Here is a 12,235-nt window from a genome sequence, read left to right on the forward strand (position 1 = left end):
GCGCGGCCGGCCCGGCATGCGGCCGTCTCGCCCATGTGGCGCCTGAGCTGTGGTGCCGTGGCGAGGGGCGCCGTGCCGCTTATGTTTTGACCGCAGTGGATGCGATGGGTACGCTCAGACCTTGTGCCTGGGGTGTGCCTGGGCTCCCGTGCGTGTCCATCAACCGCACGCGAGTCGTATCGGCCACCGCGATCCACGCGTTCTTCCGCGCTTGCGGGGAGGGTCGCCGGATCCGACACACCCGACCGCGTGGGTCGGCAAAGTTCCAGGTTAGCTTCACTACACGGCACACAGAAACCGGAGAAGTAGTGCCTACGATCCAGCAGCTGGTCCGTAAGGGCCGGCAGGACAAGGTCGAGAAGACAAAGACCCCCGCGCTTGAGGCTTCGCCCCAGCGTCGTGGTGTCTGCACGCGTGTGTTCACGACCACCCCGAAGAAGCCGAACTCGGCGCTCCGTAAGGTCGCGCGTGTGCGTCTGACCTCCGGCATCGAGGTCACCGCTTACATTCCGGGTGAGGGACACAACCTGCAGGAGCACTCGATCGTGCTCGTGCGTGGTGGCCGTGTGAAGGACCTGCCGGGTGTTCGTTACAAGATCATCCGCGGTGCGCTTGACACCCAGGCTGTCAAGAACCGCAAGCAGGCCCGCAGCCGCTACGGCGCCAAGAAGGAGAAGTAAGAATGCCTCGTAAGGGCCCCGCCCCGAAGCGCCCGGTCATCATCGACCCGGTCTACGCATCTCCTCTGGTGACCTCGCTCATCAACAAGATCCTCCTGAACGGCAAGCGCTCCACCGCCGAGCGCATCGTCTACGGCGCCATGGAAGGCCTCCGCGAGAAGACCGGCAACGACCCGGTCATCACGCTGAAGCGCGCGCTGGAGAACGTCAAGCCGTCGCTCGAGGTCAAGTCCCGCCGTGTCGGTGGCGCGACCTACCAGGTTCCCGTCGAGGTCAAGCCGGGTCGCCAGTCGACCCTGGCGCTCCGCTGGCTCGTGGGTTACTCCCGCGCCCGTCGTGAGAAGACCATGACCGAGCGCCTCATGAACGAGCTGCTCGACGCCTCCAACGGTCTTGGCGCTGCTGTCAAGAAGCGTGAGGACACGCACAAGATGGCCGAGTCCAACAAGGCCTTCGCGCACTACCGCTGGTAGTCCCAACCCACATCGAGACCGAGAGAAGACTGAGCCGATATGGCTACCACTTCGCTTGACCTGGCCAAGGTGCGCAACATCGGCATCATGGCTCACATCGACGCGGGCAAGACGACCACCACCGAGCGCATCCTGTTCTACACCGGTGTGTCTTACAAGATCGGTGAAGTCCACGACGGCGCTGCCACGATGGACTGGATGGAGCAGGAGCAGGAGCGCGGCATCACGATCACGTCCGCCGCGACGACCTGCCACTGGCCGCTCGAGGACGTCGACCACACCATCAACATCATCGACACCCCGGGTCACGTTGACTTCACGGTCGAGGTGGAGCGTTCGCTCCGCGTCCTCGACGGTGCCGTCACCGTGTTCGACGGTGTCGCCGGTGTGGAGCCGCAGTCCGAGACCGTTTGGCGTCAGGCGGACCGCTACGGCGTGCCGCGTATCTGCTTCGTCAACAAGCTCGACCGGACCGGCGCCGAGTTCATGCGCTGCGTCGACATGATCAAGGACCGCCTCGGTGCGGTTCCGATCGTGATGCAGCTGCCCATCGGTGCCGAGGCCGACTTCCAGGGTGTCGTCGACCTCGTCACGATGAAGGCGTTCGTCTGGTCCGCCGAGGCGACCAAGGGCGAGATGTACGACATCGTCGACATCCCCGCCACGCACACCGAGCTCGCCGAAGAGTGGCGCGCCAAGCTGGTCGAGACCGTCGCCGAGAACGACGACGAGATCATGGAGCTGTACCTGGGCGGCGAAGAGCCGTCCGAGGAGCAGCTGCACGCGGCCGTGCGTCGCATCATCCTCGGCTCCGGCAAGGGCAAGGGCGAGCCCACGATCACCGCGGTGTTCTGCGGTACGGCGTTCAAGAACAAGGGTGTTCAGCCCCTGCTCGACGCCGTCGTGCGCTACCTCCCGTCGCCGCTGGACATCGAGGCCATCGAGGGCCACGACGTCCGTGACGCCGAGGTCGTCGTGAAGCGCAAGCCGTCCGACGAGGAGCCCCTCGCCGCGCTCGCGTTCAAGATCATGAGCGACCCGCACCTCGGTAAGCTCACCTTCGTCCGGGTTTACTCGGGCCGCCTGGAGGCCGGCACCGCGGTGCTGAACTCCGTCAAGGGCAAGAAGGAGCGCATCGGCAAGATCTACCGCATGCACGCGAACAAGCGTGAGGAGATCGACTCGGTGGGCGCCGGCGACATCGTCGCCGTGATGGGCCTGAAGCAGACCACCACCGGTGAGACGCTGTGTGACGACAAGCAGCCCGTGATCCTGGAGTCCATGGACTTCCCGGCTCCGGTCATCCAGGTCGCCATCGAGCCCAAGTCCAAGGGTGACCAGGAGAAGCTGGGTGTCGCCATCCAGCGTCTCGCGGAGGAGGACCCCTCCTTCCACGTTCACTCGGACGAGGAGACCGGCCAGACCATCCTCGGCGGTATGGGCGAGCTGCACCTTGAGGTGCTGGTCGACCGCATGAAGCGCGAGTTCAAGGTCGAGGCCAACGTCGGCAAGCCGCAGGTGGCCTACCGCGAGACGATCCGCAAGGCCGTCGAGCGTCACGACTACACCCACAAGAAGCAGACCGGTGGTACCGGTCAGTTCGCCAAGGTGCAGATCGCGATCGAGCCGATCACGGACGCCGATGGTCCGGCGTACGAGTTCGTCAACAAGGTCACCGGTGGCCGCGTGCCGAAGGAGTACATCCCTTCGGTGGACGCCGGTGCGCAGGAGGCCATGCAGTTCGGCATCCTGGCGGGCTACGAGATGACGGGCGTTCGCGTCACGCTTCTCGACGGTGGCTACCACGAGGTCGACTCCTCCGAGCTCGCGTTCAAGATCGCCGGCTCGCAGGCCTTCAAGGAGGCCGCGCGCAAGGCTTCTCCCGTGCTCCTTGAGCCGATGATGGCCGTCGAGGTCACCACGCCCGAGGAGTCCATGGGCGACGTCATCGGTGACATCAACTCCCGCCGTGGCCAGATCCAGGCCATGGAGGACCGTCACGGAGCCAAGATCGTCAAGGGCCTCGTGCCGCTTTCGGAGATGTTCGGCTACGTCGGAGACCTCCGCAGCAAGACCTCGGGTCGCGCCAGCTACTCGATGCAGTTCGACTCCTACGCCGAGGTTCCCCGGAACGTCGCCGAGGAGATCATCGCGAAGGCCAAGGGCGAGTAACTCTTTCGAGTACACGCTTTAGGCTTGTCACCGGAGCCTCTGGGGCACCAGGAGCAACCCTCCTGTTTGCCCCGGGGAACCGGCTTTCCAGCAAAGATCACCTGGCGCCGATCTGTAAGGCGTACAGAACCACTCTCCAGGAGGACCCCCGTGGCGAAGGCGAAGTTCGAGCGGACTAAGCCGCACGTCAACATCGGCACCATCGGTCACATTGACCACGGTAAGACGACCCTCACGGCCGCCATTACCAAGGTGCTGCACGACGCGTACCCGGACCTGAACGAGGCCTCGGCCTTCGACCAGATCGACAAGGCTCCTGAGGAGCGCCAGCGCGGTATCACCATCTCCATCGCGCACGTCGAGTACCAGACCGAGGCGCGTCACTACGCCCACGTCGACTGCCCGGGTCACGCGGACTACATCAAGAACATGATCACCGGTGCCGCGCAGATGGACGGCGCCATCCTCGTGGTCGCCGCCACCGACGGCCCGATGCCGCAGACCAAGGAGCACGTGCTCCTGGCCCGCCAGGTCGGCGTTCCGTACATCGTCGTCGCCCTGAACAAGGCCGACATGGTGGACGACGAGGAGATCCTGGAGCTCGTCGAGCTCGAGGTCCGTGAGCTGCTCTCCGAGTACGACTTCCCGGGCGACGACCTTCCGGTCGTCCAGGTCTCCGCGCTCAAGGCGCTTGAGGGCGACAAGGAGTGGGGCGAGAAGCTCCTCGGCCTCATGAAGGCCGTCGACGAGGCGATCCCCACCCCGCCGCGTGACACCGAGAAGCCGTTCCTCATGCCCGTCGAGGACGTCTTCACGATCACCGGTCGTGGCACCGTCGTCACCGGTCGTATCGAGCGTGGTGTCCTCAAGGTCAACGAGACCGTCGACATCATCGGCATCAAGCAGGAGAAGACCACCACCACGGTCACCGGCATCGAGATGTTCCGCAAGCTGCTCGACGAGGGCCAGGCCGGTGAGAACGTCGGTCTGCTCCTCCGTGGCATCAAGCGCGAGGACGTCGAGCGCGGTCAGGTCATCATCAAGCCCGGTTCGGTCACGCCGCACACCGAGTTCGAGGCCGCCGCGTACATCCTGTCGAAGGACGAGGGTGGCCGTCACACCCCGTTCTTCAACAACTACCGCCCGCAGTTCTACTTCCGTACCACGGACGTGACCGGCGTCGTGACCCTCCCCGAGGGCACCGAGATGGTCATGCCGGGCGACAACACCGACATGACCGTCCAGCTGATCCAGCCGGTCGCCATGGAGGAGGGCCTGAAGTTCGCCATCCGTGAGGGTGGTCGTACCGTGGGCGCCGGCCAGGTCACCAAGATCACGAAGTAATTCGTGTTCTGACCCGGTAGCTCGCGCGAGCGGGCACCACGTTTGACCGAGGGGCCCCTCCCCACCGCTTCGGCGGCGGGGAGGGGCCCTTTGTCGTTCCGCTGTGAGAAGCTGCCGGAAGATCACGCAAGCGAACGTTCAGGGTGGGAAGCATGGGCCGGCAGGGCGACGACGGTAGACCGGAGATATCCGACGAGGAATGGGCCCGCTTCGGCGAGCAGGTCGCGCGGGAGAGCGCCGAGGCGCCGAGGGAGCCGTCGGCGCGGGCGCGGATGGTCACCGAGCGACTGCGGCGCGAGGAGGAGGAACGGGCCCGCTCGGGCCGGCGGGGGCTCTTCGGGCGCCGCGGCCGGCCCGCGCCGAGCGACCCGCCCGGGTGGCGTACGGGGCCGGCCTGGCAGGAGATGGAGGGGCGCGGCCGGGGCCGACGGCGTCTGAAGGCCGCCGCCGCGATCGTGGCCATCGCGGCCCTGGCGCTGATCGTCGTACGGCCCGAGCTGGTCATCGACAAGGTGACGGGCAAGGCGCAGACCCGTGAGGACGCCAGGAACGCCCCACCGCTGCCCGCGGAGTCCGCACGCCCGACCGCGCCCCCGGCGCCGGTGGACCCGGACCGGCCGACCCTGAAGGAGCCCTTCCGCGGCTCCCCGGCCCTCCAGTGGGCCGACGGCGCCGCCGGCATCGAAGTGCCCGCCGCCGAGGCCGTGGGCGGGGTGCCCCGGGAGAAGGTCGCTGAAGGACTGGCGATGGCGAAGCAGTTCCTGGTCTCGGCCAACCTGGACCCGGCCGTGCGGCGGGGCGAGCGGCCGACGGCGGCGATACAGCTGCTGGACCCGAAGAGCACCGAGACGCACCAGGAGATCACGCAGTCCCTGGAGCGGCCGAGTCGCGAGCACGACCCGCTGCGGCTGTTCAGCCGTTACGACCCGGCCGAACTGAAGCCGGTGGGCGACGTGGTCAAGGTCCGGGGCCGGATGTGGGTGGAGCCGGGGGAGCAGTCGGGGCAGGCCGCCATCAAGGTGGACTACTCCTTCGTCTACCCCTTCGTGAAGGTCAACGGGAATCCCGAGGACGTCGCGCGGACCATCGTCCGGCGCGAGGCGACGTTCCACGTGGCCCACGGGCGCGGATGGCAGGTGACCGCCGGCAGGCTGTGGCCGTTCGCGTACTCCGAGGACATCGCCAACAGCTCCTGTGACCGGTTCGACGGCTACCTGCACCCGTCGTTCTTCTCGGACCCCGTCGACAGCGGACCGACGCCCTCCGGCACCCCCGTGGACCCGTACGACCGCTCGAAGAGCATCGAATCGCGGGAACAGGAGGGTTGCGGGACGGTATCCCGCACCTGACCAGGGATCCCCGTCGCGTGGCGCGGTTTGACGTGTCCGCGCGGCGGGGTATTGTCTTCCGCCCGATTGGCCAGGTACGTGTCTCGTATGGCAGACTACTCAAGTTGCTCGGCTGAGTGCCGATGCTGTGCGCCTCCCGCCGGGAGGACCGGAAGCGAGTCCCACAGTACTCGTCGTCCTTAATCTGCCTTCCGGGGCAGCAATGGGGGCGGACGTACGGGAATCTTCTGGGAAGTGTCAGCACGGTGCACACCAGGCACTCGGTGGGTGTTTCTCCCCCGATGCGCGGTCCAGGGACCGCACCCCCTTGGATGAGGGAATTCCCGCATGGGAATTTTCTGTAGAGGGAGTGCGACACGCCCGACCGCGTGGGTCGGAGAGAAGCCGCAGAACCCCGGTTCCGCAGCCTCCCGAGGGCCAGAGCGTTTCCACACAGAGACAGGACTACGGAGTAGCCATGGCGGGACAGAAGATCCGCATCCGGCTCAAGGCCTACGACCACGAGGTCATCGACTCCTCGGCGAAGAAGATCGTCGAGACGGTGACGCGCACTGGTGCGTCGGTCGCGGGCCCGGTGCCGCTGCCCACTGAGAAGAACGTGTACTGCGTCATCAAGTCGCCGCACAAGTACAAGGACTCGCGCGAGCACTTCGAGATGCGCACGCACAAGCGCCTGATCGACATCCTCGACCCGACGCCCAAGACCGTTGACTCGCTGATGCGCCTGGACCTTCCGGCCGGCGTTGACATCGAGATCAAGCTCTGAGAGGCGTCGAGAAGATGGCAAAGCAGATCAAGGGCGTCCTGGGCGAGAAGCTCGGCATGACCCAGGTCTGGGACGAGAACAACCGTGTCGTCCCGGTGACCGTTGTCAAGGCCGGGCCCTGCGTCGTTACCCAGGTCCGTACGAACGACATCGACGGCTACGAGTCGGTCCAGATCGCCTTCGGCGAGATCGACCCGCGCAAGGTGAACAAGCCCCTCAAGGGCCACTTCGCCAAGGCCGACGTGACCCCCCGCCGCCACCTGGTGGAGCTCCGCACCTCCGACGCCAGCGAGTACACGCTCGGCCAGGAGATCACTGCTGAGGTGTTCGAGTCCGGCGTCAAGGTTGACGTCACGGGCAACAGCAAGGGCAAGGGCTTCGCCGGTGTCATGAAGCGGCACAACTTCCGGGGCCTCGGCGCCGGTCACGGTGTGCAGCGCAAGCACCGCTCCCCCGGTTCGATCGGTGGCTGTGCCACCCCTGGGCGTGTCTTCAAGGGCATGCGCATGGCCGGTCGCATGGGTAACGAGCGCGTCACCACCCAGAACCTGACCATCCACGCGGTTGACGCGGAGAAGGGTCTGCTGCTCATCAAGGGCGCGGTCCCCGGTCCGAACGGCGGCCTCGTCCTGGTCCGTACCGCGGCCAAGGGGGCTTGAGGTAATGAGCACCATTGACATCCTTTCGCCGGCAGGCGACAAGGCCGGTACCGTCGAGCTCCCCGCGGAGATCTTCGACGCGAAGACCAGCGTTCCGCTGATCCACCAGGTCGTTGTCGCCCAGCTGGCTGCTGCCCGTCAGGGCACGCACAAGACCAAGACCCGTGGCGAAGTCCGTGGTGGTGGCCGCAAGCCGTACCGCCAGAAGGGCACCGGCCGCGCCCGTCAGGGTTCGACCCGCGCTCCGCAGTTCGCCGGCGGTGGCGTCGTCCACGGCCCGCAGCCGCGTGACTACTCGCAGCGGACCCCGAAGAAGATGAAGGCCGCCGCCCTGCGCGGTGCCCTCTCGGACCGTGCGCGTCACTCCCGCATCCACGTCGTCACCGGCGTGGTCGAGGGTGCCGCCTCCACGAAGGCCGCCAAGACGCTGTTCGGCAAGATCTCGGAGCGCAAGAACCTGCTCCTGGTCGTCGACCGCTCCGAAGAGGCCGCGTGGCTGTCCGCCCGCAACCTGCCCCAGGTTCACATCCTGGAGCCGGGCCAGCTGAACACGTACGACGTGATCGTCTCTGACGACGTGGTCTTCACCCAGGCCGCTTTCGAGTCCTTCGTGTCTGGCCCCAAGGCCGTTGAGACCGAAGGGAACGAGGCCTGATGTCTGAGGCGACCGTTACCAGCAAGACCTTCACCGACCCGCGCGACCTGCTGATCAAGCCGGTCGTCTCGGAGAAGAGCTACGCGCTGCTGGACGAGAACAAGTACACGTTCATCGTCGCGCCCGGCGCCAACAAGACCCAGATCAAGCAGGCCGTCGAGGCGGTCTTCTCGGTCAAGGTCACCGGGGTCAACACGATCAACCGTCAGGGTAAGCGCAAGCGCACCAAGACCGGTTTCGGCAAGCGCGCCAACACCAAGCGCGCCATCGTGACCCTTGCCGAGGGCAACCGTATCGACATCTTCGGCGGCCAGGCCTCCTAACGGAGGTCTAGTCGTCCGGAATCGGACGAGGACTGAGAAATGGGTATCCGCAAGTACAAGCCGACGACCCCGGGCCGTCGTGGCTCCAGCGTCGCCGACTTTGTCGAGATCACGCGGTCCACGCCGGAGAAGTCGCTGGTCCGCCCCCTGCACAGCAAGGGCGGCCGTAACAACACCGGTCGTGTGACCGTTCGCCACCAGGGCGGTGGCCACAAGCGCGCCTACCGCGTGATCGACTTCCGTCGTCACGACAAGGACGGCGTGCCGGCCAAGGTCGCGCACATCGAGTACGACCCCAACCGCACCGCGCGCATCGCGCTGCTGCACTACGCCGACGGCGAGAAGCGCTACATCATCGCGCCGCGCGGTCTGCAGCAGGGTGACCGGATTGAGAACGGCCCCACGGCCGACATCAAGCCGGGCAACAACCTCGCGCTCCGCAACATCCCGGTCGGTACCACGATCCACGCGATCGAGCTCCGCCCCGGTGGCGGCGCCAAGTTCGCGCGTTCCGCCGGTGCCTCCGTGCAGCTGCTCGCGAAGGAGGGCGTCATGGCCCACCTCCGCATGCCGTCCGGTGAGATCCGTCTCGTCGACGCGCGCTGCCGCGCCACGGTCGGCGAGGTCGGCAACGCCGAGCAGTCGAACATCAACTGGGGCAAGGCCGGCCGCATGCGCTGGAAGGGCGTTCGCCCGACCGTCCGCGGTGTCGCGATGAACCCGGTTGACCACCCGCACGGTGGTGGTGAGGGCAAGACCAGTGGTGGTCGCCACCCGGTCTCCCCGTGGGGTCAGAAGGAGGGTCGTACTCGCTCGCCGAAGAAGGCTTCGAGCAAGTACATCGTCCGCCGCCGCAAGACGAACAAGAAGCGCTAGGAGCGGGTTTAGATGCCGCGCAGTCTCAAGAAGGGACCCTTCGTCGACGACCACCTCGTGAAGAAGGTGGACGCTCAGAACGAAGCTGGTACCAAGAACGTCATCAAGACCTGGTCCCGTCGCTCGATGATCATCCCGGCGATGCTGGGTCACACCATCGCGGTGCACAACGGCAAGACGCACGTCCCGGTGTTCGTCACCGAGTCGATGGTCGGCCACAAGCTCGGCGAGTTCTCGCCGACTCGCACCTTCCGCGGCCACGTCAAGGACGACCGGAAGTCGAAGCGCCGCTAAAGGCGGGGTGGTTACGACTATGACTTACACCGAAGGGACAACCATGGAAGCCAGGGCCCAGGCGCGGTACATCCGCGTCACGCCCATGAAGGCCCGCCGCGTGGTGGACCTTATCCGTGGCATGGATGCCACGGAGGCTCAGGCGGTCCTGCGTTTCGCCCCGCAGGCCGCGAGCGTGCCGGTCGGCAAGGTGCTGGACAGCGCCATTGCCAACGCCGCACACAACTACAACCACCCGGACGCCTCTTCGCTGTTCATCAGCGAGGCGTTCGTGGACGAGGGCCCGACCCTGAAGCGGTTCCGTCCGCGCGCCCAGGGCCGTGCCTACCGGATCCGCAAGCGGACCAGCCACATCACCGTGGTCGTCAGCAGCAAGGAAGGTTCCCGGTAATGGGCCAGAAGGTAAACCCGCACGGGTTCCGGCTCGGCATCACCACCGACTTCAAGTCGCGTTGGTACGCCGACAAGCTGTACAAGGACTACGTCAAGGAAGACGTCGCCATCCGTCGGATGATGACGTCCGGCATGGAGCGCGCCGGCATCTCGAAGGTTGAGATCGAGCGCACCCGTGACCGCGTGCGTGTGGACATCCACACCGCTCGTCCGGGCATCGTCATCGGCCGCCGTGGCGCCGAGGCCGACCGCATCCGCGGTGACCTCGAGAAGCTCACGGGCAAGCAGGTCCAGCTGAACATCCTCGAGGTCAAGAACCCCGAGCTCGACGCTCAGCTGGTTGCCCAGGCCGTTGCCGAGCAGCTCTCCTCCCGCGTCTCCTTCCGTCGTGCCATGCGCAAGAGCATGCAGGGCACCATGAAGGCCGGCGCCAAGGGCATCAAGATCCAGTGTGGCGGTCGCCTCGGCGGCGCCGAGATGTCCCGCTCCGAGTTCTACCGCGAGGGTCGTGTGCCGCTGCACACGCTGCGCGCGAACGTGGACTACGGCTTCTTCGAGGCCAAGACCACCTTCGGCCGTATCGGTGTGAAGGTCTGGATCTACAAGGGCGACGTCAAGAACATCGCCGAGGTTCGCGCCGAGAACGCCGCGGCCCGTGCGGGTAACCGCCCGGCTCGTGGCGCGGGTGGCGCTGGCGACCGTCCCGCCGGCCGTGGTGGCCGTGGTGGCGAGCGCGGCGGCCGTGGTGGCCGCAAGCCGCAGCAGGCTGCTGGTGTCGAGGCCCCCAAGGCCGAGGCTCCCGCCGCCGCTCCGGCCGAGAGCACCGGAACGGAGGCCTGACCGACATGCTGATCCCTCGTAGGGTCAAGCACCGCAAGCAGCACCACCCGAAGCGCCGCGGTATGGCCAAGGGCGGTACTGAGGTCTCGTTCGGCGAGTACGGCATCCAGGCGCTCACCCCCGCCTACGTGACGAACCGCCAGATCGAGGCGGCTCGTATCGCGATGACCCGCCACATCAAGCGTGGCGGCAAGGTCTGGATCAACATCTACCCGGACCGCCCGCTCACGAAGAAGCCTGCCGAGACCCGCATGGGTTCCGGTAAGGGTTCTCCCGAGTGGTGGATCGCCAACGTGCACCCGGGCCGGGTCATGTTCGAGCTGTCCTACCCGAACGAGAAGATTGCTCGTGAGGCGCTCACCCGCGCTGCTCACAAGCTTCCGATGAAGTGCCGGATTGTTCGGCGCGAGGCAGGTGAGTCGTGATGGCGACGGGAACCAAGGCGTCCGAGCTGCGTGAGCTCGGCAACGAGGAGCTCGTTGGCAAGCTGCGCGAGGCCAAGGAGGAGCTGTTCAAGCTCCGCTTCCAGGCGGCCACGGGTCAGCTGGAGAACAACGGCCGGCTCAAGTCCGTCCGTAAGGACATCGCTCGCATCTACACCCTGATGCACGAGCGTGAGCTCGGTATCGAGACGGTGGAGAGCGCCTGATGAGCGAGAAGAACGTGACCGAGACCACTGAGCAGCGCGGTTTCCGCAAGACCCGTGAGGGTCTGGTCGTCAGCGACAAGATGGACAAGACCGTCGTCGTCGCCGTCGAGGACCGCGTCAAGCACGCCCTGTACGGCAAGGTCATCCGCCGTACGAACAAGCTCAAGGCTCACGACGAGCAGAACGCTGCCGGCGTCGGCGACCGCGTCCTCATCATGGAGACGCGTCCGCTGTCGGCGAGCAAGCGCTGGCGCATCGTCGAGATCCTCGAGAAGGCCAAGTAATTCGTCCGGGGGGTTTCCCCCGGATTCGTTCCGCCAGGCTCGGTGGGGGCCGCCGCTCTTCGGAGTGTGAGGCCCCCGCCGGGAACCGGCAGACAAACAGGAGATAGACGTGATCCAGCAGGAGTCGCGACTGCGTGTCGCCGACAACACTGGTGCCAAGGAGATCCTTTGCATCCGTGTTCTCGGTGGCTCCGGTCGCCGCTACGCGGGCATCGGTGACGTCATCGTCGCCACCGTCAAGGACGCGATCCCCGGTGGCAACGTGAAGAAGGGTGACGTCGTCAAGGCGGTCATCGTTCGCACCGTCAAGGAGCGCCGCCGCCAGGACGGCTCGTACATCCGCTTCGACGAGAACGCCGCCGTCATTCTGAAGAACGACGGCGACCCTCGCGGCACCCGTATCTTCGGCCCCGTCGGCCGTGAGCTGCGCGAGAAGAAGTTCATGAAGATCATCTCGCTCGCGCCGGAGGTGCTGTAA

17 protein-coding genes are annotated in these 12,235 nt (G+C 66.2%); all 17 read left to right on the forward strand.

From position 1 onward, the window contains the following. The first annotated feature begins 308 nt into the window (after nucleotides 1–308). The 17 genes from rpsL (at nucleotide 309) to rplN (ending at nucleotide 12,235) form a co-directional block, all read left to right on the forward strand. Nucleotides 309–680 carry a 30S ribosomal protein S12 gene (rpsL, locus tag M4D82_RS20005; RefSeq protein ID WP_007265893.1) on the forward strand — a complete coding sequence of 124 codons (372 nt, stop codon included), beginning with the start codon at nucleotides 309–311 and terminating at the stop codon, nucleotides 678–680. A gap of 2 nt (nucleotides 681–682) precedes the next feature. Continuing rightward, nucleotides 683–1,153 (forward strand): 30S ribosomal protein S7, encoded by a 471-nt coding sequence (gene rpsG, locus M4D82_RS20010; protein WP_007265894.1) that lies wholly within the window; start codon nucleotides 683–685, stop codon nucleotides 1,151–1,153. Between the two features lie 39 nt (nucleotides 1,154–1,192). Next, nucleotides 1,193–3,325, forward strand: a complete 2,133-nt coding sequence (fusA, locus tag M4D82_RS20015; protein ID WP_249767352.1) for an elongation factor G — start codon at nucleotides 1,193–1,195, stop codon at nucleotides 3,323–3,325. 150 nt (nucleotides 3,326–3,475) lie between these two features. Beyond that, nucleotides 3,476–4,669 (forward strand): elongation factor Tu, encoded by a 1,194-nt coding sequence (gene tuf / locus M4D82_RS20020; RefSeq protein WP_249767353.1) that lies wholly within the window; start codon nucleotides 3,476–3,478, stop codon nucleotides 4,667–4,669. Nucleotides 4,670–4,821: 152 nt separating this feature from the next. Then, the gene (locus M4D82_RS20025; protein ID WP_249767354.1) at nucleotides 4,822–6,018 is read left to right on the forward strand and encodes a hypothetical protein; all 1,197 of its coding nucleotides are present in this window, start codon (nucleotides 4,822–4,824) and stop codon (nucleotides 6,016–6,018) included. A 457-nt stretch (nucleotides 6,019–6,475) separates the two neighbouring features. Continuing rightward, the gene (gene rpsJ, locus M4D82_RS20030) at nucleotides 6,476–6,784 is read left to right on the forward strand and encodes a 30S ribosomal protein S10 (protein WP_003948644.1); all 309 of its coding nucleotides are present in this window, start codon (nucleotides 6,476–6,478) and stop codon (nucleotides 6,782–6,784) included. 14 nt (nucleotides 6,785–6,798) lie between these two features. After that, nucleotides 6,799–7,443: a 50S ribosomal protein L3 gene (gene rplC, locus M4D82_RS20035; RefSeq protein ID WP_007265899.1), complete on the forward strand. Its 645-nt coding sequence runs from the start codon at nucleotides 6,799–6,801 to the stop codon at nucleotides 7,441–7,443. A gap of 4 nt (nucleotides 7,444–7,447) precedes the next feature. Continuing rightward, nucleotides 7,448–8,098, forward strand: a complete 651-nt coding sequence (gene rplD / locus M4D82_RS20040) for a 50S ribosomal protein L4 (protein ID WP_249767355.1) — start codon at nucleotides 7,448–7,450, stop codon at nucleotides 8,096–8,098. Beyond that, complete coding sequence (gene rplW, locus M4D82_RS20045; protein ID WP_007265901.1) at nucleotides 8,098–8,421, forward strand: 50S ribosomal protein L23; 324 nt, start codon at nucleotides 8,098–8,100, stop codon at nucleotides 8,419–8,421. The genes rplD and rplW overlap by 1 nt, the downstream gene beginning before the upstream one ends. Nucleotides 8,422–8,460: 39 nt before the next feature. Continuing rightward, nucleotides 8,461–9,297 (forward strand): 50S ribosomal protein L2, encoded by an 837-nt coding sequence (rplB, locus tag M4D82_RS20050; protein ID WP_007265902.1) that lies wholly within the window; start codon nucleotides 8,461–8,463, stop codon nucleotides 9,295–9,297. A 12-nt stretch (nucleotides 9,298–9,309) separates the two neighbouring features. Beyond that, on the forward strand, nucleotides 9,310–9,591 hold the full coding sequence (gene rpsS, locus M4D82_RS20055; RefSeq protein ID WP_249767356.1) for a 30S ribosomal protein S19: 282 nt from the start codon (nucleotides 9,310–9,312) through the stop codon (nucleotides 9,589–9,591). 43 nt (nucleotides 9,592–9,634) lie between these two features. After that, nucleotides 9,635–9,982, forward strand: coding sequence for a 50S ribosomal protein L22 (gene rplV, locus M4D82_RS20060; RefSeq protein ID WP_136213228.1), 348 nt, complete (start codon nucleotides 9,635–9,637; stop codon nucleotides 9,980–9,982). Further along, nucleotides 9,982–10,824: a 30S ribosomal protein S3 gene (rpsC, locus tag M4D82_RS20065; RefSeq protein ID WP_249767357.1), complete on the forward strand. Its 843-nt coding sequence runs from the start codon at nucleotides 9,982–9,984 to the stop codon at nucleotides 10,822–10,824. Before rplV ends, rpsC begins: the two co-directional genes overlap by 1 nt. Before the next feature lie 5 nt (nucleotides 10,825–10,829). Continuing rightward, complete coding sequence (rplP, locus tag M4D82_RS20070) at nucleotides 10,830–11,249, forward strand: 50S ribosomal protein L16 (protein WP_030026326.1); 420 nt, start codon at nucleotides 10,830–10,832, stop codon at nucleotides 11,247–11,249. Beyond that, nucleotides 11,249–11,473 carry a 50S ribosomal protein L29 gene (gene rpmC / locus M4D82_RS20075; protein WP_008739703.1) on the forward strand — a complete coding sequence of 75 codons (225 nt, stop codon included), beginning with the start codon at nucleotides 11,249–11,251 and terminating at the stop codon, nucleotides 11,471–11,473. Before rplP ends, rpmC begins: the two co-directional genes overlap by 1 nt. Beyond that, on the forward strand, nucleotides 11,473–11,757 hold the full coding sequence (gene rpsQ, locus M4D82_RS20080; protein WP_008739702.1) for a 30S ribosomal protein S17: 285 nt from the start codon (nucleotides 11,473–11,475) through the stop codon (nucleotides 11,755–11,757). Before rpmC ends, rpsQ begins: the two co-directional genes overlap by 1 nt. Nucleotides 11,758–11,866: 109 nt before the next feature. Next, nucleotides 11,867–12,235: a 50S ribosomal protein L14 gene (gene rplN / locus M4D82_RS20085; RefSeq protein WP_003956455.1), complete on the forward strand. Its 369-nt coding sequence runs from the start codon at nucleotides 11,867–11,869 to the stop codon at nucleotides 12,233–12,235.

The sequence above is a fragment of the Streptomyces sp. RerS4 genome, assembly GCF_023515955.1.
Classification (GTDB): domain Bacteria; phylum Actinomycetota; class Actinomycetes; order Streptomycetales; family Streptomycetaceae; genus Streptomyces.